This is a genomic window from Pseudomonas sp. MWU16-30316, from assembly GCF_020515645.1.
Lineage (GTDB): Bacteria > Pseudomonadota > Gammaproteobacteria > Pseudomonadales > Pseudomonadaceae > Aquipseudomonas > Aquipseudomonas cerasi.
Genome location: NZ_JAIZAZ010000008.1, coordinates 194,566 through 215,313 on the forward strand (window position 1 = coordinate 194,566; position 20,748 = coordinate 215,313).

At 59.4% G+C, this 20,748-nt stretch carries 19 protein-coding genes; 13 read left to right on the forward strand and 6 right to left on the reverse strand.

Annotated elements, in window-relative coordinates:
• The first annotated feature begins 246 nt into the window (after positions 1–246).
• Entirely contained in the window at positions 247–726 is a 480-nt protein-coding gene (gene coaD, locus LCH65_RS22650; protein ID WP_003348749.1) for a pantetheine-phosphate adenylyltransferase, read from the forward strand.
• 98 nt (positions 727–824) lie between these two features.
• Entirely contained in the window at positions 825–1,076 is a 252-nt protein-coding gene (locus LCH65_RS22655) for a YfhL family 4Fe-4S dicluster ferredoxin (protein WP_065348897.1), read from the forward strand.
• 8 nt (positions 1,077–1,084) lie between these two features.
• Here LCH65_RS22655 and LCH65_RS22660 read toward each other — a convergent pair whose 3' ends face one another.
• The 3 genes from LCH65_RS22660 to LCH65_RS22670 all read right to left on the reverse strand — a co-directional run bounded on the left by LCH65_RS22660 (position 1,085) and on the right by LCH65_RS22670 (position 3,191).
• A complete protein-coding gene (locus LCH65_RS22660) occupies positions 1,085–1,423 on the reverse strand; it encodes a hypothetical protein (RefSeq protein ID WP_003372544.1) in 339 nt (112 codons plus the stop codon).
• Positions 1,424–1,520: 97 nt separating this feature from the next.
• The gene (mutM, locus tag LCH65_RS22665; protein ID WP_003372546.1) at positions 1,521–2,333 is read right to left on the reverse strand and encodes a bifunctional DNA-formamidopyrimidine glycosylase/DNA-(apurinic or apyrimidinic site) lyase; all 813 of its coding nucleotides are present in this window, start codon (positions 2,331–2,333) and stop codon (positions 1,521–1,523) included.
• Between the two features lie 45 nt (positions 2,334–2,378).
• Positions 2,379–3,191 carry an HDOD domain-containing protein gene (locus LCH65_RS22670; RefSeq protein ID WP_170846043.1) on the reverse strand — a complete coding sequence of 271 codons (813 nt, stop codon included), beginning with the start codon at positions 3,189–3,191 and terminating at the stop codon, positions 2,379–2,381.
• A gap of 238 nt (positions 3,192–3,429) precedes the next feature.
• On the opposite strand from LCH65_RS22670, the gene LCH65_RS22675 reads away from it, so the two are divergent.
• Positions 3,430–3,969, forward strand: a complete 540-nt coding sequence (locus tag LCH65_RS22675) for a type 1 glutamine amidotransferase domain-containing protein (protein ID WP_003372548.1) — start codon at positions 3,430–3,432, stop codon at positions 3,967–3,969.
• 85 nt (positions 3,970–4,054) lie between these two features.
• Positions 4,055–5,251: a class I SAM-dependent rRNA methyltransferase gene (locus LCH65_RS22680; RefSeq protein ID WP_003372549.1), complete on the forward strand. Its 1,197-nt coding sequence runs from the start codon at positions 4,055–4,057 to the stop codon at positions 5,249–5,251.
• Positions 5,252–5,734: 483 nt separating this feature from the next.
• Here LCH65_RS22680 and LCH65_RS22685 read toward each other — a convergent pair whose 3' ends face one another.
• Entirely contained in the window at positions 5,735–6,481 is a 747-nt protein-coding gene (locus LCH65_RS22685; RefSeq protein WP_122241150.1) for a TraX family protein, read from the reverse strand.
• 99 nt (positions 6,482–6,580) lie between these two features.
• On the opposite strand from LCH65_RS22685, the gene LCH65_RS22690 reads away from it, so the two are divergent.
• From LCH65_RS22690 to msrA, 6 genes are all read left to right on the forward strand, one after another.
• Complete coding sequence (locus tag LCH65_RS22690) at positions 6,581–7,621, forward strand: low specificity L-threonine aldolase (RefSeq protein ID WP_058416050.1); 1,041 nt, start codon at positions 6,581–6,583, stop codon at positions 7,619–7,621.
• Between the two features lie 125 nt (positions 7,622–7,746).
• Entirely contained in the window at positions 7,747–9,189 is a 1,443-nt protein-coding gene (locus LCH65_RS22695; protein WP_122241149.1) for a TldD/PmbA family protein, read from the forward strand.
• Positions 9,189–10,514: a metallopeptidase TldD-related protein gene (locus LCH65_RS22700; protein ID WP_226439816.1), complete on the forward strand. Its 1,326-nt coding sequence runs from the start codon at positions 9,189–9,191 to the stop codon at positions 10,512–10,514. The genes LCH65_RS22695 and LCH65_RS22700 overlap by 1 nt, the downstream gene beginning before the upstream one ends.
• A 9-nt stretch (positions 10,515–10,523) precedes the next feature.
• Entirely contained in the window at positions 10,524–11,936 is a 1,413-nt protein-coding gene (mdtD, locus tag LCH65_RS22705) for a multidrug transporter subunit MdtD (RefSeq protein WP_003372572.1), read from the forward strand.
• Positions 11,937–12,186: 250 nt separating this feature from the next.
• Entirely contained in the window at positions 12,187–14,880 is a 2,694-nt protein-coding gene (locus LCH65_RS22710) for a GGDEF and EAL domain-containing protein (RefSeq protein ID WP_003372574.1), read from the forward strand.
• 149 nt (positions 14,881–15,029) lie between these two features.
• Positions 15,030–15,677, forward strand: coding sequence for a peptide-methionine (S)-S-oxide reductase MsrA (gene msrA, locus LCH65_RS22715; RefSeq protein WP_003432504.1), 648 nt, complete (start codon positions 15,030–15,032; stop codon positions 15,675–15,677).
• Between the two features lie 281 nt (positions 15,678–15,958).
• On the opposite strand, the gene rlmJ is transcribed toward msrA, so the two are convergent.
• A complete protein-coding gene (gene rlmJ, locus LCH65_RS22720) occupies positions 15,959–16,795 on the reverse strand; it encodes a 23S rRNA (adenine(2030)-N(6))-methyltransferase RlmJ (protein WP_072366965.1) in 837 nt (278 codons plus the stop codon).
• A gap of 377 nt (positions 16,796–17,172) precedes the next feature.
• Between rlmJ and LCH65_RS22725 the strand changes: the two genes are divergently transcribed.
• Positions 17,173–17,403, forward strand: a complete 231-nt coding sequence (locus tag LCH65_RS22725; protein WP_003432502.1) for a DUF3077 domain-containing protein — start codon at positions 17,173–17,175, stop codon at positions 17,401–17,403.
• A gap of 119 nt (positions 17,404–17,522) precedes the next feature.
• The gene (locus LCH65_RS22730; RefSeq protein WP_003393668.1) at positions 17,523–17,789 is read left to right on the forward strand and encodes a hypothetical protein; all 267 of its coding nucleotides are present in this window, start codon (positions 17,523–17,525) and stop codon (positions 17,787–17,789) included.
• Positions 17,790–17,880: 91 nt separating this feature from the next.
• Here the strand turns inward: LCH65_RS22730 and gbcB are convergent, their stop codons facing one another.
• Positions 17,881–18,981: a glycine-betaine demethylase subunit GbcB gene (gbcB, locus tag LCH65_RS22735; RefSeq protein WP_003372583.1), complete on the reverse strand. Its 1,101-nt coding sequence runs from the start codon at positions 18,979–18,981 to the stop codon at positions 17,881–17,883.
• A gap of 309 nt (positions 18,982–19,290) precedes the next feature.
• Here gbcB and gbcA point away from each other — a divergent pair, with 309 nt between their 5' ends.
• Complete coding sequence (gene gbcA / locus LCH65_RS22740; protein ID WP_003432500.1) at positions 19,291–20,589, forward strand: glycine-betaine demethylase subunit GbcA; 1,299 nt, start codon at positions 19,291–19,293, stop codon at positions 20,587–20,589.
• Positions 20,590–20,748: the final 159 nt, after the last annotated feature.

Below are 20,748 nucleotides of genomic sequence, written 5' to 3' on the forward strand. Positions count from 1 at the left end.
CCAAGACCGGACAGATCGAAAATCCGGATGACATCCCGCTCGTCAATCAGTGTCCGTCTTACAAAGTTTTTCATCGGCCGACCAGCCGCTGTGACTGCGCTAAATAGCCCCAAAATCAGGGATTTCAACATAAACATGGCCGATAATCGGCGCAATACGACGTTGATACCTGCCGCGCAGCTTGGCCCATCGGGAAGGCTGCGATACCATCCGAGTCCCACAACGGACTCCGACCAGGACGACGCGATGAACCGAGTGTTGTACCCAGGCACCTTCGACCCGATTACCAAGGGCCATGGAGATTTGGTCGAGCGCGCCTCGCGCCTGTTCGACCAAGTGGTCATTGCGGTTGCCGCCAGCCCGAAGAAAAACCCGCTGTTCCCTCTGGAGCAACGCGTCGAGCTGGCCCGCGAAGTCACCAAGCACTTGCCCAATGTGGAGGTGGTCGGTTTTTCGACCCTGCTGGCGCATTTTGCCAAGGAGCAGAATGCCAACGTCTTTCTGCGCGGACTTCGTGCCGTATCGGACTTCGAATACGAGTTTCAGTTGGCCAATATGAATCGCCAGCTGGCACCGGACGTCGAAAGCCTGTTCCTGACGCCCTCGGAGCGCTACTCGTTCATATCCTCGACGTTAGTGCGTGAAATCGCCGCGTTGGGCGGTGATATCACCAAATTCGTTCATCCTGCAGTGGCGCAGGCGCTGACCGAGCGCTTCAAGCGCTAGACTCGCTGCATGTGAAGGTGCATCCCGAAGCCTAATGCGGCACAATTCGCCGCATTGGTTTTAATGTGCCCCGGCGTCGGCTGCGGCAGGAGCAATTCATGTCCCTTATCATCACTGACGATTGCATCAATTGCGACGTCTGCGAACCCGAGTGCCCAAACGAGGCGATTTCACAAGGCGAGGAGATCTACGTGATCAATCCGAACCTGTGCACCGAATGCGTCGGTCACTACGACGAGCCTCAATGTCAGCAGGTTTGCCCGGTCGACTGCATCCCTCTGGATGAGAATCACGTCGAGAGCAAAGAGCAATTGATGGACAAGTACCGGCTCATCACCAGCAAGGCCTGATTACGCCTTCACTGCTGCTTGCCGTACCCGTCGCCCGTGCAACCCAGACAACGCACGAAGGCTGCCTTGCCCGGATCCACCACCAGCGCCTTGCCTGTTGCCCCAAGGTTGCCGCCTGCCGCCGCAAAAGGCGCAGCGATCACGAACAGTCCTGTACCGATAACGGTGGCGGCGATCAATAAGGGTCGGGCAATCAGCAAGTCACCGATCATGGCAAACGCAGGTGGGTTCTGAATGGTGTAGACCGGATCGCCGCTGCCTGTGGTGACATCGGCGGCCACCGCTGGCAGCGCCTGCAGGCCGATGAACAACGCCAGCGCGGCAGCGAGAATACGAAACGGGCTCATGGCTTGATCCTTCAGGCGTCGCAAATAATTAAGGTGCCATCACTATAAACAGGGCTGTGGGTTAAGCAAATGGCCCAGAGCCCCTGTCATCTGTATTTCAGCGCTGACATTTCGGGCAATACACGCTGGCGCGCTGGCCGAGTTTGACTTCACGCAGCGTCGTACCGCACACCTTGCATGGCTGACCGCCACGACCATACGCAAACAATTCCTGCTGGAAATACCCAGGCTTGCCGTCACCGCCGATGAAGTCACGCAGGGTGGTGCCGCCACGTTCTATAGCGTAGGCCAGAATGCGTTTGATCTCGATGGCCAGCTTCAGGTAACGCGCGCGGGACACACTGCCCGCTTCGCGGCGCGGGTCGATGCCGGCGGCGAACAGCGCTTCGGTCGCATAGATATTGCCCACCCCGACCACAACGGCGTTGTCCATGACGAACGGCTTGACCGCGATCGACTTGCCACGCGAGCGCTCGTAAAGACGCTCGCCATCAAAAAGATCGGTCAGCGGCTCCGGCCCCAGGCGGATCAACAGTTCGTGGTTGTGCGGATCGAGACTCCAGAGCATCGCGCCAAAACGACGCGGGTCGGTGTAACGCAAGGCCAGCCCGGACTCCAGTTCGATGTCGACGTGCTCATGTTTGAGCGCCGGAAGCCCGGCTTCGACCAGACGCAGATTCCCGGACATACCCAGGTGACTGATCAGGGTGCCCACCTCGGCCTGGATCAGCAGGTACTTGGCGCGTCGATCCACCTGCACGATACGCTGGCCGGACAGGCGAACGTCCAGATCCTCGGGAATGGGCCAGCGCAAGCGGCTGTCGCGCACGATCACGCGGCTGACGCGCTGACCTTCAAGATGCGGCGCAATGCCACGACGGGTGGTTTCGACTTCAGGTAATTCAGGCATGGACAACTCGGTCGTGCAGAAAGGACAGGCCGGGGCGGCGCCGGATCAGCGCGCGCCCAGCTCGCGGATGCTTTCCCTCAGGTATTCAAAGTCATATTCGGACAGGCCCACGTAGTCCAGCACCAGCGCACCGATGCATTCCCACTCGTGATCCTCGTCCTGATTGCCCAGCACCCGATAGGACTGGCAGATATGCTCGGCCATTTTCAGCGGAGCCAAGAGGTTCTTGAGCGTGGCATTGCGACTGGTATCGTCCAGGAAAATCGCCAATGCGTTGTGATGATTGGCAATCGCGTCGGTAACGTGTGCAGGCAGACGCCAGGATTTGGCCGTGTAATAGCCGACGACCGAATGGTTGGTGTCGAAGGCGCTGTTTTCGGTATCGACGATGCGGCAATCGGGCCCCGCGTTGGCGTAGGCCTCTTCCAGCACCGGCATGTAGTTGGGAAAACGCTTGAGCATCAGCGGTATGCCGCAGTCGTGAAACAGGCCCAGGGCGTAGGATTCGTCCACCGTCTGCGAGCCAATGCGCTTGGCCAGGGTCAGACTGGTCATCGCGACATCCTGCGCCGTATCCCAGAAACGGTTGAGCGCGACGATGGTTTCATCGGTCATCTCGCCCCTGATCGACTGCGCGTTGATCAGGTTGATCACAGTCCGACTGCCCAGCAGGTTTACCGCCTTGTCGATCGAGGCAATCTTGTTGGACAGGCCGTAGTGTGGAGAGTTGACGATCTTCAACAGCGCCCCGGACAAACCGGGATCCTGAGCGATCAATCGTGCAATCGCCCCCAGGTCCGGATCGGGCATGTATTGCTCCATCTGCAGATCCACCATGATTTGCGGCTGCGGAGGCACACTGATGCCCTGCAACGCTTGCTGGATCTGTTCTGGGCTTAGCTCTTCGGACATAGGAATTCACTCACCTTGATGACTGGATTCTGACCCCTTGCGGAGAAACGGTCCATCACCCGAGGCGAAGATATTCTCGGAACTTTGCCTTATACGAAGCTTCGGACGTTGTGTTAACAGCGTAAACGGCGGCTTCAAAAAGGCCTGCCAGACGCTACTCTTAAGCCCGACACTGGAGGATCCCATGTCTAAAGCACTGACTGGCAAACGCATAGCAATTCTTGTAACCGACGGTTTCGAACAGGTTGAATTGACCGGTCCGAAAGAAGCGCTTGAGCAAGCAGGTGCCACCGTGGAAATCCTTTCCGCTGAAGAGGGCAAGGTCAAAGGCTGGAATCACGACAAGCCTGCCGATGACTTCAAGATCGACGGCACATTCAAGGCTGCCAACGCCAGTGACTATCATGGCGTGGTGCTGCCGGGCGGTGTACAGAACTCCGACACCATCCGCATAGACAGCGACGCGCAAAAGATCGTCAAGGACATCGAGGCCGCGGGCAAGCCAGTGGCGGTGATCTGCCATGGCAGCTGGCTGTTGATCTCGGCAGGCCTGGTAAAGGGTAAAACCCTGACCAGCTTCAAGACGCTGAAAGATGACCTGGTCAACGCGGGCGCAAAATGGGTCGATCAGGAAGTCGTCACCGACGGCAAACTGATCAGCAGCCGCCAGCCCGATGATATCCCCGCCTTCAACAGCAAACTGATCGAAGCGCTGTCTGCCTGACAGATTCCGTCAGTTAATTGCAGTCATCCCGGCCCAGCGCCGGGATGACGCGCTATAATCCCGCTCTTTTTTCAGGAGCGACGTCATGTCCCTGCCTAGCTTGCGCCTCAAAGCCAACGCCGACCGCCGCTTGCGCGCCGGTCATCTGTGGGTCTACAGCAACGAGATCGATGTAGCCGCCACTCCACTGCATGGTTTTGCAGCCGGTGATCAGGCCATCCTCGAAGCTGCGGGCGGCAAGCCGCTGGGCATCGTCGCCATGAGCCCCAACAACCTGATTTGCGCACGTCTGCTGTCCCGCGACATCAAGCTGCCGCTCGACAAGTCGCTGCTCGTCCATCGCCTCAACGTTGCGCTGTCGCTGCGTGAACGCCTGTTCGACAAGCCTTTCTACCGTTTGACCTACGGCGACTCCGACCTGCTGCCGGGTCTGGTAGTCGACCGTTTTGGTGACATTCTGGTCGTTCAACTGGCCTCGGCCACGATGGAAAACCACAAGGAAGACATCATTGCGGCGCTGGTTCAGGTCATCAAGCCAAGCGGCATTCTGTTCAAGAACGATTCGGCGGCTCGCGATGCGGAAGGCCTGAATCGTTACGTCGAAACCGTTTTCGGTCTGGTGCCGGAATGGGTTGCGCTGGAAGAGAACGGCGTGAAGTTCGAAGCACCGGTCATGGCCGGGCAAAAAACCGGCTGGTTCTATGACCACCGCATGAACCGCGCGCGCATCGCCCCTTATGTCAAAGGCAAGCGTGTGCTGGACCTGTACAGCTACATCGGTGGCTGGGGCATTCAGGCAGCGGCTTTCGGTGCCAGCGACGTCACCTGCGTCGACGCGTCGTCCTTCGCCCTCGATGGCGTGGAGCGCAACGCAGCCCTGAACGGTTTTGCCGAAAAGATGACCTGCATCGAAGGCGATGTCTTCGAAGCGCTCAAGGAACTGAAAGCCGCAGAAGAGCGTTTCGACGTAATCGTCGCCGACCCGCCTGCATTCATCAAACGCAAGAAAGACATGAAAAACGGCGAAGGCGCCTACCGCCGCCTGAACGAGCAAGCCATGCGCCTGCTCAGCAAGGACGGCATTCTGGTCAGCGCGTCGTGCTCGATGCACCTGCCGGAAGACGACCTGCAGAACATCCTCCTGACCAGCGCCCGCCATCTGGACCGCAACATCCAGCTGCTGGAACGCGGCGGCCAGGGCCCGGACCATCCGGTACACCCGGCCATTGCCGAAACGCGCTACATCAAGAGCATCACCTGCCGGCTGCTGCCCAACAGCTGATACCAAAGCGCCCGGCCTCGTCGCGCCTACAAGAGCTCGCTGTTCCTGACTATCGTGCCGATGCTCTGCGTTGGCATGCCGTTCCGGACGCTCAGCGCCGCTATAAAGAAGCGCTTTTTTATCACAGTGGCACTGACGACGCAGAGTGCGACGTAAGTGACGGCTGAGTCCTGGCGCTGATCCGGGGGTAGCCTGGCAGGACGCCAGGCTAGCCGCACCGGGCCATGGATGGCCCGTTGCGGCGACCCCCGGATCAGTGACAGGGCGAAGGAACCCGACGAAGTCGGGCCGGAAACAGGAGCGAAGGACTTTGCTCACTTTGGTCCCTCAAAGTGAGTCGCCGAGGAGCGAAAAGGTGAGCTGAGCCGAACCCCAATCTACCTAACGAAAGAAAAACCGCCGTGTGACGCAGAGCGTCACGAACTGCATTCCCACGCGGAGCGTGAGGAACGAGAAGTGTGTGGGATAACTGCATACTCCCGATCAAACCCTGCCCACCACCATTCGCAAGCCCAGCAACAGCAGAAAGTGCAGCGGGTAGATCGCATAGGCCCAGCGCCGCATCGGGATCACTGCGAACCCGGGTTTCGCCCGCAGCAGCGCGATGCCCAGTACAGGCGCCAACACGCAGGTGAGTATCGAACCGATGGAAATCGGATCGCCCCAGCTCGCACCGGCAAACATCTGCGACCAGGCATTACCCGCCAGACAAAAGACCGCCGGCAATATCGCATACCAAAGCCTTCTTTCCAGCACCAGCACAAAGACCAGCGGCAGCAATACACCGGCAAAGCCAAACATCAGGTATTTCTGGAAGATCGCCGTCAGCAGCAGTGCGACAAGGGCCATCACTCGGGTCGTCGGATTGCGATGCTGCCAGCCCTGAGCGATCACCAGCCCCAGTAGCAGCGTCGGCATTACATTCAGCACTGTGGCGTCAGCCATGAACAGCCGATACGGGATCTCCGCCAGCCCGGCAAACACCAGCAGCCAGCCCAGATAACGCCATTGCACCCGCGGGGCCACGATGGCTGCGCTGCGCCGGGAAAGATTCACAGCGATTGCCAGGCAGAACCAGGGAAAGGCAAAACGCCCCGGCACGTATAGAAAATCGACTGACCAGCCCACATAGCGAAGGTGGTCAAGCACCATACTCAACATCGCCAGCCACTTGAGCAGGTCCAGCGCCTTGTTGCGTCCGGGCAGAAAAGGCGGGTTGGAAAGATCCATAGTGCTCCTGAATGAGGAATTGCGTCATGCAGCCAACACATGACCGAACCTTATATTGTCGCTACAGTGCGCACCATAATCGCCCATAAGGAATCGGCCATGACAGACCAAAGCCAACAGTTCGCCAGCGACAACTATTCCGGTATCTGCCCTGAAGCCTGGGCGGCCATGGAGCAGGCGAACAAGGGCCATCAACGCGCTTATGGTGACGATCAATGGACTGCACGCGCTTCGGATGATTTCCGCCGACTGTTCGAAACCGACTGCGAAGTATTTTTCGCCTTCAACGGCACGGCGGCCAACTCGCTGGCGCTGTCATCGCTGTGCCAGAGTTACCACAGTGTCATCTGTTCGGAAACGGCTCACGTCGAAACCGATGAATGCGGTGCGCCGGAGTTTTTCTCCAACGGCTCCAAACTGCTGACAGCCCGCAGCGCGGGCGGCAAGCTGAACCCGGAATCGATTCGTGAAGTGGCGCTCAAGCGTCAGGACATTCACTACCCCAAGCCGCGCGTCGTGACCCTGACCCAGGCCACCGAGGTAGGTGGCGTCTATCAGCCGGAAGAACTCAAGGCGATCAGCGCGACCTGTAAGGAACTGGGCCTGCATCTGCACATGGACGGCGCGCGTTTCTCCAATGCCTGCGCCTTTCTGGAGGCGTCCCCGGCTGAACTGACTTGGAAGTCCGGCGTTGACGTGTTGTGCTTCGGCGGCACCAAAAACGGTATGGCGGTGGGCGAAGCCATTCTGTTTTTCGACCATGATCTGGCTGAAGACTTCGATTATCGCTGCAAGCAGGCCGGGCAACTGGCGTCGAAAATGCGCTTCCTGTCTGCACCGTGGGTCGGCCTGCTGGAAAACGACGCCTGGCTCAAACACGCCCGCCACGCCAACCGCTGTGCGCAACTGCTCGCCGAACTGGTCAAGGACATTCCTGGCGTGGAGCTGATGTTCCCGGTGCAGGCCAATGGCGTGTTCCTGCAACTGTCGGAGCCGGCCATTGCTGCATTGACCGCGCGAGGCTGGCGTTTCTACACCTTCATCGGCAACGGCGGCGCACGTTTCATGTGCTCGTGGGACACCGAAGAAGAGCGCGTGCGTGAACTGGCCGCCGATATCAAGCTGGTGATGCAGGGCTGAAGCGTCTGGCTCAAAGCTTGCAGGTGCAGCTTGGCAATCGTGGGGGGTAATCTCCCCCTTAACGGCAATCGGCTCAAAAGGCCGCCCGGACTTCACTGACCACCCTCAAGAAGGAGCTTGTCTGCATGTTCGATTTCTCCGCCCGGCTCAAGCAGCATTTCGCTGCCCTGCAGAGTGAAGCGCAATTTTTTTCCGTACGTTACGTGCACCGCACCGGCCAACGCCTGTGCGTGCGCAAGAATGTGGCCGAGCCGCCGTCACTGATCAGCGACGAGGGCGCCATGCTGACCGTGCGCCTGAATGGCGTTGAAGCCTACGCGGCTACCAACGACATCTCCCTGAAGGGTTTGCAGGCTGCCTTGCAGCAGGCCGAAACGCTGGCGCGCCGTCTGGCACCGCATGCGCTGCTGGACCTGAGCGATCAAGCGGTCTCGAGCGCAAAGGCTGACTACCTGTCGCCAAACATGGATCAAGCCTTTCCACCGCTGAGCGATTGCATCGGCCTGCTGATGGCCGAGTCCAGCGCGGTCCCGGCAGACGAACGCCTGGTCAACTGGCAGGCCATACTGGACCTGGAAACCGTCGAGCAAATCTATCTCAACAGCGCGGGCGCGCAATTGCGTCAGGCGCAGCGCTTTGTGTTTCCGGGCATGAGCGTAACGGCCTACGACGGTCGCGACAGCCAGACGCGCACCCTGGGCGGACAAAACTTCGGCCAGCAGGGTGGCATCGAAGTGCTGAGCAGTTGTGGCCTGATCGGGTCTGCCGCCAACGTCGCCGACGAAGCGTTGCAGTTGATCCTCGCCCCCAACACGCCATCAGGCCCACGCGACCTGCTGCTGATGCCCGATCAGATGGTCCTGCAGATTCACGAGTCCATCGGCCATCCCCTGGAGCTGGACCGGATTCTCGGTGACGAGCGCAATTACGCAGGCACCAGTTTCGTCAAAACGACTGACTTCGGCACCCTGCAATACGGTTCCAGCCTGCTGAACGTGACCTTCGACCCGGAGATTCCCGAGCAACTGGCCAGCTACGCGCATGATGACGATGGCACGTCAGCCAGCAAGCAGTTCCTGATTCGTGACGGCCTGCTGCAGCGCCCGCTCGGCGGTGCCCTGTCGCAATACCGCAGCGGCCTGGCAGGCGTCGCCAACAGCCGCGCCTCCAGCTGGAACCGTGCCCCCATCGACCGCATGGCCAACCTGAATATCGAACCGGGTGACCAGTCGCTGGACAGTCTGGTCGGTAACATCGAGCACGGCATCCTGATGTCGAGCAATCGCTCCTGGTCCATCGATGACGCACGCAACAAATTCCAGTTCGGCTGCGAATGGGGCCAGTTGATCGAGAACGGCGAGCTCAAGGGCGTGGTGAAGAACCCCAATTACCGGGCAATCTCCGCGCAATTCTGGAAAAACCTCAGCGCAGTGGGTGATGCCAGCACGTTCAAAGTGCTGGGCACGCCGAACTGCGGCAAGGGCGAACCCAACCAGGTGATCCGTGTAGGCCATGCCTCTCCGGCGTGTGTGTTTGCCAATGTCGATGTGTTTGGAGGAGATGCCTGATGTCGCACCAACAGCAGTTCGAGGCGCTGGTCGCCGTGCTCAAGGCTGCCATCAGCCCGACGGAACACTTCACTCTGGCCTACGACGCCGAGGCGTCTGACTTCATCCGGTTCAACCACGGCCAGGTTCGACAGGCCGGGAGCGTCCAGCAGGTCATCGCCACGTTCAAACTGATCGATGACGGCCGGCATGCCAATCTGGAACTGACCTTGTCCGGCGACGCCGAGACCGACCAGCAGCGCCTTGTCGACGCCCTGCAAAAACTGCGCGAAACACTGCCGTCGCTGGCCAAGGATCCCTATCTGTTGCCGAACACCAATGCCTGGCAAAGCAGTAACGTTCAAGATTTGCCGCTGCCGGACAGCGCCCGGGTCGTCGAGCAGATCAGCGAACTGGCAGGCGATCTGGACCTGGTAGGTTTCTATGCGGCAGGCCCGCTTTACCGCGGCTTCGCCAGTTCGTGGGGGGCGCAGGGCTGGCACCAGGCCAACAGCTTCAATTTCGACTGGAGCCTGTTTCACGAAAACGGCCAGGCAGTGAAAGCCAACTACGCGGGTCACGACTGGAGCGACGAAGCCTTCGCGCAGCGTTTTCAGCAAGCCCGCGAACAGCTCGAATTTCTCGGCCGCCCGCTGCATGCGCTCAAGCCCGGACAATACCGCGCATACCTGGCGCCAGCGGCTCTGGACGAAGTCATCGGCATGCTCACCTGGGGCGGATTTTCCGCGCAGTCACTGGCCAGTAAACGCAGCCCGTTGCAAAGGCTGTATGACGGCGAGACGCCTTTCAGCCCGTTGGTCAACTTCGACGAAAAAGTCAGCGGTTCGCTTTCACCAGCGTTTTCACGGGAAGGCTACCCGCGCAAGGACCTGAAACTGATCGTCGACGGGCAAGCCCGCGATCGACTGGTGGATTCGAGCAGCGCAGCCGAATACGACCTGCCTGCCAACGGCGCGGATTATGGCGAAGGCCCAAGCGCGTTGAGCATTGCCGGCGGTTCACTGGAGCTGGATCAGATCCTCGCCAGGCTCAGCACCGGGCTTTACATCAGTAACCTCTGGTACCTGAACTTCTCCGACCGCGCCGCTGGGCGCCTTACCGGAATGACACGCTTCGCAACGTTCTGGGTCGAAGAGGGCAAGATCGTCGCGCCGGTGAGCACCATGCGCTTCGATGACAGCGCCTACAGCCTGCTGGGCAGCGCACTGGAGGACTTGACCAAAGAAAGGGAACTGATTCTCCAATCGAGCACCTACAGTCAGCGCCAGACCGGTTCAATCCAGTTGCCGGGCGCATTGATCAGCCGACTCACCCTCACGCTATAGCAGGAGCCTATGCCGAACTCAGCAGCGCCGATCATGGACGAAAAGACCCTGCGCTGGATGCCTTGGGTCATCGCCATCGCATTCTTCATGCAAAGCCTGGACGGCACGATTCTCAACACCGCCTTGCCGTCCATGGCCCGTTCACTGGCGGAAGACCCGCTGCGCATGCAGTCGGTGGTCATCGCCTACATGCTGACCATTGCGCTGCTGATCCCGGCTTCGGGCTGGATCGCCGACCGGTTCGGGATCAAGCGCATCTTCTTCAGCGCCATCCTACTGTTCAGTTTCGGATCATTGCTGTGCGCGCTGTCCTGGTCACTGAACGTGCTGGTAGCCGCCCGGGTGATTCAGGGGCTGGGGGGCGCGCTGATGCTGCCCATCGGGCGCCTGATCGTATTGCGCGCCTATCCGCGATCGGAGCTGGTGCGGATCATGGGCTTTATTACCGTGCCGGGCCTTTTGGGTCCGTTGCTGGGCCCGACGCTTGGCGGCTGGATGGTCGAGTACCTGAGCTGGCACTGGATTTTCCTGATCAACATTCCGGTCGGCATCCTCGGTTGCTACGCCGTCAAACACTTCATTCCTGATCTTCCGGGAGGCGGTCGAACACGGTTTGACGGCGTCGGCTTCATTCTGTTTGGCGCGGCGATGGTATTGATCACCATTGCCCTGGAGGGCCTGGGCGAGTTGCACCTGCCGCACATGCGCGTGGTGCTGTTGCTGTTTGCCGGAATGGGCTGTCTGGCAGCGTATTGGCTGCGTGCCGGGCACATCGAATCGCCATTGTTTGCCCCTTCACTGTTCCGTACCCGGACGTTTGCGGTCGGCATCATGGGCAACCTGTTCGCCCGCCTGGGCAGCGGTGCCCTGCCTTTTCTGGTGCCGTTGCTGCTGCAGGTGGCGCTGGGGTATTCGCCGTCTCAGGCAGGCATGAGCATGTTGCCGCTGGCGGCCGCTGGCATGTTCGCCAAGACCATCGCCCGCTGGCTGATCGAGCGGCTGGGCTACCGAATGATTCTGACCGGCAACACGCTGCTGCTGGGTATCCTCCTGGCCAGCCTGGCGTTGGTGGATGTGCAAACCCCATACTGGGTGTTACTGGTCCATCTGGGACTGCTCGGCGCCGTCAACTCCTTGCAATTCACGGCCATGAATACGGTCACCTTGATCGATCTGGACGATGCCAGTGCAGCGAGTGGCAACAGCCTGCTTTCGGTGGTGGCACAGCTGTCGCTGAGTCTTGGCGTGGCAAGCGCAGCAGCCTTGCTCGGGGGGTTCAGCGAAGAAGTTACCACCGGCGAGGTCAGCAGCATGCTGGGGGCATTTCAGCTGACATTCCTGAGTGTCGGGGTGCTGGCCATGTTTGCGGCAGGTATTTTCCTGCAATTGCCGGCAAAGGAGCCCAGGATGGCAAAAGCCTGATTGACAACAGCCCGTAACTGGAGCAAATCTGCAAAGCGAATTCCCCTGGAAAACAGGGGTTTTACCCGAAAAAACAACGAATTTGAGTATCCGACCAGATACATTGAAGAACCTGGACAACCGGCCGACACTTTTATAGCACTAAGCCACTGTGGTCTCTTGTAAGCATGGGCCGCATGATGCAACCTTGCCATACGCGAAAGTGGGGTTTATCCCCGTCGCGACTAGTATTCCGGAAGCGAGTTTGTTCATGAAAAGCCAAACCGATGCTGCCGGTAGATCCGCAGCCGAGGTAGTGACGCAATTGCCAGTGCCTTCGCGCCTGGGCATGCTGCGTTTCGAGCGGCTGAATGAAGCCAATTGGGCGCTATTGTTTCTCGATCCGAATTGCGAAAGGCAGTTCGGGCTGGCAGCTGTTGACCTTTGCGCCTTGATTGGATCCCCTTATGCCAGCCTCATGGAGCCGGAAGCACGTTATCAACTGCACGATGACATCCAGCTGCAACTGGCCTCTTCCCCGAATTACCTGATCCGCTACACCCTTCACAGCCCCAAAGGCCCCCTTGGCCTGCTGGAAATCGGCGAAGCGTACAAACAGCACAACCGGCATCTGTTACGTGGTTACTTTCTGATCGTCGAAGACCTTGTCACGACTGGCGAACCGGTCACGGACTCCGATCTGGAAACCCGCAACCTGCGACTGCAGATTGCCCTGGAACTCAACCAGCGCGCCCAGCGCGACCAGTTTGCCCACCTGGAACGCGTGCGCGCCCAGCAGGACCTGATCCTGCGCCTGACCCGACACCGCTACACCACGGCCAATACCTTGCTCGAAGCGGCAGAGCTGATCACCAAAAGTGCTTGTGATATCTACGATGTCGACCATGTCAGTATCTGGAACCTCAACGACAAACGCCTTGAGCCGATCACCGACTACAGCCGTGAAACCGGCGACTATCAGTCACGCACGCCAGTGGATATCAGCCCCTACCCTACTTACCTGCAAGCGCTGAATACCAGCCGGGCGATCGACGCCAGCAATATCCAGACTGACCCACGCACCTGCGAAATGGCCAAAAGCCTGAATCCTGGAGAAACCAGAGCGGTGCTCGATGCCAGTATTCGTATCGACGGGCAGGTGATAGGCGTGCTGTGTCTGGAAGAGTCCGGCACGACACGCGAGTGGCAGTCCGACGAGATCGCCTTCGCCGGCGAACTGGCTGACCAGTTTGCCCAGGTCATCAACAACCATAACCGTCGCGCCGCGACCAACGCGCTGCACCTGTTCCAGCGCGCGGTCGAACAAAGCGCCAACGCCTTTCTGCTGGTCAACTGCAATGGCGTGGTCGAGTACGTAAACCCGAGTTTCACGGCGATCACCCAGTACAGCTCGGAGGAAGTCTCCGGGCACAAGTTGTCGGAATTGCCCGCACTGGAAAACCTCAACCAGTTGCTGCTGGAAGCCAACTCCAGCCTGACCAACAGCAACAGCTGGCAGGGCGAGTTCAAAAGCCGGCGCAAGAACCTCGAACCCTACTGGGGCCAGCTGTCGATTTCCAAGGTGTATGGCGACAATCGTGAGCTGACGCACTATATCGGCATCTACGAAGACATCACCCAGAGCAAGCTGGCCCAGCAGCGCATCGAGCGCCTGGCGTACACCGACAACCTCACCAATCTGGGCAACCGTCCGGCCTTTATCCGCAATCTGGACGAACGCTTTGCCCGCGACACCGATACGCCGATGAGCCTGTTGCTGGTCGACATCGATAACTTCAAGCGCATCAACGACAGCCTCGGCCACCAGACCGGTGACAAACTGTTGATCAGCCTGGCGCGGCGCCTGCGCAACACCTTGAGCCCGTCCGATGTATTGGCGCGCTTTGCCAGTAACGAATTTGCCGTACTGATCGACAACACCGATCAGGAAGCCGGACAGGCCACCGCCACACAAGTGCTGGCCACGCTGGACAAGCCGATGTTCGTCGACAATCAGCTGATCAGCGTCACCGGCTCGGTGGGTCTTGCCTGCGCGCCGCTGCACGGTCGTGACCCGCAGACCCTGATGAAAAACGCAGGTCTGGCCCTGCACAAGGCCAAAGCCAACGGCAAACATCAGGTTCAGGTGTTTACCGAAGCATTGAATGCCGAGGCCAGTTACAAGCTGTTCGTGGAAAACAACCTGCGCCGCGCCCTGACCCAGAACGAGCTCGAGGTGTTCTATCAGCCCAAGCTGTGCCTGCTGACGGGTCGTCTGCTGGGCATGGAGGCGTTGTTGCGTTGGAATCATCCTGAAAAAGGTATGATCCGACCGGACCAGTTCATCAGCGTGGCCGAAGAGACCGGTCTGATCATCCCCATCGGCAAATGGGTCGCGCGTCAGTCCTGCCGCATGAGCAAGGACCTGACCGCTGCGGGGTTCGGCAACCTGCAGGTAGCCATCAATGTATCCCCCAAGCAGTTTTCCGACCCGGAACTGGTGTCATCGATTGCCGCCATCCTCAAAGAAGAAGAGCTTGACCCCTCCCTGCTGGAACTGGAGCTGACCGAGGGCCTGTTGCTGGAAGCGACAGAAGACACCCGCCAGCAACTGGACTCGCTGAAGAAACTCGGCCTGTCACTGGCCATGGATGACTTCGGCACCGGTTACTCGTCGTTCAGTTACCTGAAGAAATTCCCCATCGATGTGATCAAGATCGATCGCAGCTTCATCCGCGATATTCCGGATGATGAAGACGACATGGAAATCACCTCGGCGGTCATCGCGATGGCTCACAACCTCAAGCTCAAAGTGGTTGCCGAAGGCATTGAAACCGCGGCTCAGCTGGCCTTTCTGCGGCGCCATCGCTGCGATGTCGGCCAAGGCTATCTGTTCGACAGACCTATCCCCGGCGAAGAGCTGATCGAGAAGCTGAAGCGCTATCCTCGTCGCCCATCCGCCTGACAACCTTCCCTGCACCCCGCTCTCTCGGGCACACTGTCCGCCTGTTATTGCACGGCAGCACTTGTTTCTGCGTGTAACGGGACCTATGTATGTGTATTGATCATCCGTCCTGGCCCCGCTGCCGATCTCCACACGAGAGGATATGGTTCATGACTTTGCGCTCGGAAATTCTAGTGAACAAAAACGTACTGCCTACCGCCGAACAAGCACTGCCGGGTCGTGAAACGCCAATGGCGCTTCCGGAAACCCACTTCGTCAACGGCAATCCGCTGTTGGGGCCGTTTTCGAGCAATGTCGAATTCGCCATCTTCGGCATGGGTTGCTTCTGGGGCGCAGAACGTCGTCTGTGGCAACAGGACGGTGTGGTGAGCACTGTCGCCGGCTACGCAGGCGGGTTTACTCCGAACCCGACTTACGAAGAAGTCTGCTCCGGGCTGACCGGCCACACCGAAGTGGTACTGGTGGTCTACGAGCCAGCAAAAATCAGCTACGAAGACCTGCTCAAAGTGTTCTGGGAAGTACACAACCCGACTCAAGGCATGCGTCAGGGCAATGACATCGGCACTCAGTACCGTTCGGTGATCTACTGCACCACTCCCGAGCAGCTCGACGCCGCCAAAGCCAGTGCAGAGACCTTCCAGGCGGAACTGAACAAGGCCGGTCTGGGCAGCATCACCACCGAAATCGAGCAGGCACCGACGGTTTACTTTGCCGAAGCCTACCACCAGCAATACCTGGCCAAGAACCCACAGGGCTACTGCGGGCTGGGCGGCACGGGTGTGTGCATGCCGGCTTGAGACACGCCCCTGCCGGGGCGTCAGGAAACGGGCTTCTGCCCGGAGGGCGTAGGAGCGGACTTGTCCGCGATGGGCTGTGAAGCGGCCCCAAAACCGGCCACCTCGGCTGTATCTGGCGCACCGAGGCAAGCGGTTTTGCTGCCGGTTCCCGGCAGATCGCGAACCAGCGAAGCGTTGCACGGTACGCACCTACATGCCCTACACAGTCTTCTGGGCTTGCCAGGATCTGTGTACAACGCTGAGTGCTCCGCATGGGCACGCAGTGATGGATGCAGGCAAGCCTACTCCGCAATTAACCAGTCCATCTTCCAGCCGCCCTGGGTCTGGCCCAGTTTCTGGGCGAGGTACGGCATCAGCTCGCGCAATTCTTCTTCCAGACCCCAAGGCGGGTTGGCGATGGCCAGGCCTGAACCGTTGAGGCTGGCCGGTGTGTCCAGCGGATGGACGAACAGTTCAACGCGCAACAGTTTGGGCGCGCCGGTTTCTGCCAGGTCCTGATAGAAGCGGCGCAGCAGGCGGGTATCCTTGATCGGGTACCAGATTGCCGCCACTGTCTGACGCATGCGCCCGATGGCTTCCTTGAGCGCAACCGCGCAACGCTTCATTTCATCGAGTTGCTCGAATGGCGGGTCGATGAGCATGACGGCACGCTTTTCCGCCACGGGCAGCAAGGCGCGCGGGACATGCCAGCCTTCCCCAAGATGCACCGCCACACGGCGGTCGCCTTTCATGTTCTCCTTGAGCAGACGCCCGTCTTCGGGGTGCTTCTCGTTGAGCAGCACACGCTCGCGCTCGCGAGTCAGGCGGCGAGCCAGCTCCGGCGAACCGGGGTAGTAGCGCAGCTCGCCATCCGGGTTCATGTCGTGCAGCACTTGCAGATAGTCGGACGTCAGCGCAGGCAGGTCCGTGGCGTTCCACAGACGGCCGATACCCTCCAGCCATTCTCCGGTGCGCGTGGCCTGATCGCCTTTGAGGTCGTACAGGCCGAGCCCGGCGTGGGTGTCGAGATAGGCGAACGGCTGCTCCTTGCGCGCCATCAGGGCGATCAGGCGAGTCAGGGTCAGGTGTTTGAAGACGTCGGCGTGGTTGCCGGCATGGTAGGCGTGACGGTAATTCATGGCAGCTCCTGGCAAGCTGCGCAGTTTAGCAAACCTGAGCAATGAACAAGAATTTGTAACGAATTTGCGGGACTGGTCTCTTTCACTTGAAGGAAATTTCCGAGAAACTCCCGGCCCCTTGTGCCTGCCTGTTTCGATCTCTACTCTGCGCCCGTCGCTGCATATTCAGCGGTGAGGATTAGTAGCCCTCGTTATCCAGGCGCATTGCGCCACCTTGTGCAGGTGCCCTTTCACGGCCTGCGCTTTTATGGTGGTCGTGCGTGGGGCATCTTTGGATGCACCGGGGTTCCTGGACCGGGCTACTACCTGCGCATGATCACCACCCTCGATTAGTAGCCGACGGTGATGGTCTTCTAAAACTCCAGGAGATGCATCACATGCTGAAAATCGTCCCCGATCCGCCCCTCTTCACCGTCAGCGCCAACGTCAGCCAGGAAGACGCCCTGATGCATGCCAGCGACCTGCTGCGCTGCGCCGCCACCAGCGCCTGTGAATTCAGCGACAGCATGACCGGCACCCAGCGCGACATGACGCTTTCGATCATGCACCTGGTGGAAATGGCCAAGGTCATGGTCGACAGAACCATAGACAACCTGCAAACCGAATGACCGCATGAACTGAAAACGACACACTTGTAGCCAATCCTGCCACGCACGACAGGCAGGGGTTGCCCGCAGGCGGTTGTCCTTCCAGAATCGGAACAAGCCCGATCAAAGGAACAGACGTCATGATGCACGCGGATTTGATTGACCAGGAAGACCTGCTCGGCCAGCTCAGAGCCCTGGGCTTCGAAGCCCCCGGCGGCGCAACCGCTGAACAAGCCTGCGCAAACGCCGTCTGCGGCCTCAACGCCGAACGCGCGACCGCCTTGCGACGTCTGGTAGAACAACTTCTGACCGGCAGCGCCACCCTCCTCCCCGCCGTGCGCCAGGCCATCGACCAGCAACTGCTGCCCGCGCTGGCGGCTTATAAGCAGAGTCACAGTGGATCTTAGCCGGTAGGCGCCCTCAAGAACGTCTATCGTACCCATGCTCAGCGTGGGTATGCCGTTCGTGACCCTTTGCGCCACACAGTTTCAGGCGTGCTCAGTACTCAATCCGCACATCGCCCTTCGGCACGCTGCAGCAGGACAGAATGTACCCCTCTGCAACATCTTCGTCGGTAATGCCGCCGTTGTGCTCCATCTCGACTTCACCGCTCAGTTTCATGACCTTGCAGGTTCCGCAGATGCCCATGCCGCAGGCTTTGGGGATCATCAGGCCGAGTTTGGCGGCGGCGGCATGCACGGTTTCGCCCGGCCCCACGCGGATGCTCTTGCCAGTGTCGGTGAATTCCACCTGATGCAGGTCGGCAATATCGATGTCGGGCGCGTCGGCGGCGATTTCGGCCTGCTCGACGGCATCTGCCCTGGCCTCGGGCGGCGTCGCACCGAACGACTCTTCATGGTATTGCGCCATGTTGAAGCCGTTCTCCTGCAACAGACGCTTGACCGCTGTCATGTACGGCGTCGGTCCGCAACAGAACACCTCACGGTCCATGAAGTCCGGGGCCATCAGCTCGAGCATTTTCTGGTTCAGGTAGCCGCGATAACCGGCCCACGGCTCGCCCAGACCATGCTTTTCACAGACCAGGTGCAGGCTGAAATTGTCGATCCGCGAGGCCATGTGCTCCAGCTCGCGGTGGTAGATGATGTCTTTCGGTGAACGCGCGCTGTGCACGAAGACCATGTCGACGTTGGCGTTGGTGTCGTAGAACCAGCGCGCCATGGACATCACCGGCGTGATGCCGACCCCGCCGCTGAGGTAGAGAATCTTCGGGTTCGGGAAGTCGATGGCGTTGAACAGCCCGACCGGCCCGTGTACCGCCAGCTCCTGTCCTTCAATCAGCGTGTCATGCAGGTAATTGGAAACCTTGCCGCCCGGCACGCGTTTGACGGTGATCGAAAAACTGTACGGCACCGATGGCGAGCTGGAGATGGTGTAAGAGCGCATGATCGGCAGGCCGTCGATCTCCAGCTCCAGGGTCACGAACTGGCCCGGCTTGAAGAAGAACATGATCGGCTGGTCGGCCATGAAGCAGAACGTGCGCACGTCCCAGGTTTCCTGGATGACTTTGACGACACGTACCAGGTGACGCCCGTTGGCCCATGTCTGGGTCGTGACCGGGCTCAGGAAACTTTGGGACATACTCGATCTCCACGGCCGACTGTCGGCCTCTCATGCTGCGGATTCTGCGTAACGCGCGAGACGGCCATTTACCTATCAACGACATTCACGTACTTACCGCGACCAGCCCCGTGCAACAAGGCCTGTCGCGTCGGGAACGGATGCGGCCATGTCGCCCATGGATAAGGTTCGCTGCGCGCCCGGCTCCACACTCGCCACCAAGGGTCATAAGCATGGTCGACTGATCTATCGTCATGCGTGAAACGCGATCACACCCGTATCAGCCACATTCGCAGGCCGCCCATGCCGCGGTCATGAGGGATTTAATCGATGGACGTCACCGCAACCTTGAGCCTGGGCGATCCGCTGGAACCTGCACGCAAGGCCACTGCCGAGATGCTGCAGAATCGCGAGCGCACGTACTCGCTGCCGCAGCCTTTCTACAGTGATGAGCGACTGTTTGAAATCGACATGCAGGAAATCTTTCACAAGGAGTGGCTGATTGCCGGGATGACGTGCGAAATCCCGACCAAGGGCAATTACCTGACGCTGCAGATCGGCAAGAACCCGATCCTGGTCGTGCGCGGCCCGGACGGTGTCGTCAACGCATTCCACAACGTATGCCGCCATCGCGGCTCGCGCCTGTGTACTGCCGAGAAAGGCAAAGTCGCCAAACTGGTTTGCCACTATCACCAGTGGACCTATGAGCTGGACGGTCGTCTGCTGTATGCAGGCACTGAAATGGGCGACGACTTCGACATGAAACAGTTCGGCCTCAAGCCGGTTCACGTCAAGACCGCAGGTGGCTACATTTTCATCAGCCTCGCGGAAAACCCGCCTGCCATTGACGAGTTCCTGTCGACGCTGCGGCACTACATGGAACCGTATGACATGGAGAATACCAAGGTGGCCGTGCAAACCACCTTGATGGAAAAGGCCAACTGGAAGCTGGTGCTGGAAAACAACCGCGAGTGCTATCACTGTGGCGGCTCGCACCCTGAATTGCTCAAGACGTTGCTGGAATGGGACGACGTCACCGACCCGCGTGCCGATCAGGCCTTCAAGGATCATGTGGCCGCGTCTGCTGCTGCGTGGGACGCCGAGAAAATCCCGTACGCCCACGCCAGTTTCGGCCTGCGTAACCGTATCGTGCGCATGCCGCTGCTCAAAGGCACCGTGTCGATGACCATGGACGGCAAGGTCGGCTGCAAGAAACTGATGGGCCGCATTCAGAATCCTGACCTGGGCTCGATGCGTATTCTGCATTTGCCGCATTCCTGGAACCACTGCATGGGCGATCACATCATCGTCTTCACGGTGTGGCCGATCAGCGCGCAGGAAACCATGGTCACCACCAAATGGATTGTCCACAAGGATGCGGTCGAAGGCGTGGATTACGACGTCGAGCGTATGCGCCAGGTCTGGGACGCCACCAATGATCAGGACCGTCGTCTTGCCGAAGAAAACCAGCGCGGCATCAACTCCAGCGCCTATCAACCCGGCCCTTATTCGAAAACCTATGAGTTCGGCGTGGTCAACTTCGTCGACTGGTACAGCTCGCGCATGCTGGAAAACCTTGGCGCAGAACCTGCGCCTTATTTGAAGGGTGTGGCGGTGAATCACGAATAGAGATTGCCCCCGCCAACGCGACCCATCAAGTCAGACTCACTTCATTCACGAAGTGAGTCTGAACTGACCACGCCGACACAAAAACCCTCGCGCCGATACCGTCATTTCTGACAGTTACCCAAAAAAATCTTTCGTGATCAACTCCCGTTGCAGTCAATC

Coding starts and splice junctions, on each gene's coding strand:
- coaD (WP_003348749.1), top strand. CDS start 247: ATGAACCGAGTGTTGTACCCAGGCACCTTCGACCCGATTACCAAGGGC.
- LCH65_RS22655 (WP_065348897.1), top strand. CDS start 825: ATGTCCCTTATCATCACTGACGATTGCATCAATTGCGACGTCTGCGAA.
- LCH65_RS22660 (WP_003372544.1), bottom strand. CDS start 1,423: ATGAGCCCGTTTCGTATTCTCGCTGCCGCGCTGGCGTTGTTCATCGGC.
- mutM (WP_003372546.1), bottom strand. CDS start 2,333: ATGCCTGAATTACCTGAAGTCGAAACCACCCGTCGTGGCATTGCGCCG.
- LCH65_RS22675 (WP_003372548.1), top strand. CDS start 3,430: ATGTCTAAAGCACTGACTGGCAAACGCATAGCAATTCTTGTAACCGAC.
- LCH65_RS22680 (WP_003372549.1), top strand. CDS start 4,055: ATGTCCCTGCCTAGCTTGCGCCTCAAAGCCAACGCCGACCGCCGCTTG.
- LCH65_RS22685 (WP_122241150.1), bottom strand. CDS start 6,481: ATGGATCTTTCCAACCCGCCTTTTCTGCCCGGACGCAACAAGGCGCTG.
- LCH65_RS22690 (WP_058416050.1), top strand. CDS start 6,581: ATGACAGACCAAAGCCAACAGTTCGCCAGCGACAACTATTCCGGTATC.
- LCH65_RS22695 (WP_122241149.1), top strand. CDS start 7,747: ATGTTCGATTTCTCCGCCCGGCTCAAGCAGCATTTCGCTGCCCTGCAG.
- LCH65_RS22700 (WP_226439816.1), top strand. CDS start 9,189: ATGTCGCACCAACAGCAGTTCGAGGCGCTGGTCGCCGTGCTCAAGGCT.
- mdtD (WP_003372572.1), top strand. CDS start 10,524: ATGCCGAACTCAGCAGCGCCGATCATGGACGAAAAGACCCTGCGCTGG.
- LCH65_RS22710 (WP_003372574.1), top strand. CDS start 12,187: ATGAAAAGCCAAACCGATGCTGCCGGTAGATCCGCAGCCGAGGTAGTG.
- msrA (WP_003432504.1), top strand. CDS start 15,030: ATGACTTTGCGCTCGGAAATTCTAGTGAACAAAAACGTACTGCCTACC.
- rlmJ (WP_072366965.1), bottom strand. CDS start 16,795: ATGAATTACCGTCACGCCTACCATGCCGGCAACCACGCCGACGTCTTC.
- LCH65_RS22725 (WP_003432502.1), top strand. CDS start 17,173: ATGCTGAAAATCGTCCCCGATCCGCCCCTCTTCACCGTCAGCGCCAAC.
- LCH65_RS22730 (WP_003393668.1), top strand. CDS start 17,523: ATGATGCACGCGGATTTGATTGACCAGGAAGACCTGCTCGGCCAGCTC.
- gbcB (WP_003372583.1), bottom strand. CDS start 18,981: ATGTCCCAAAGTTTCCTGAGCCCGGTCACGACCCAGACATGGGCCAAC.
- gbcA (WP_003432500.1), top strand. CDS start 19,291: ATGGACGTCACCGCAACCTTGAGCCTGGGCGATCCGCTGGAACCTGCA.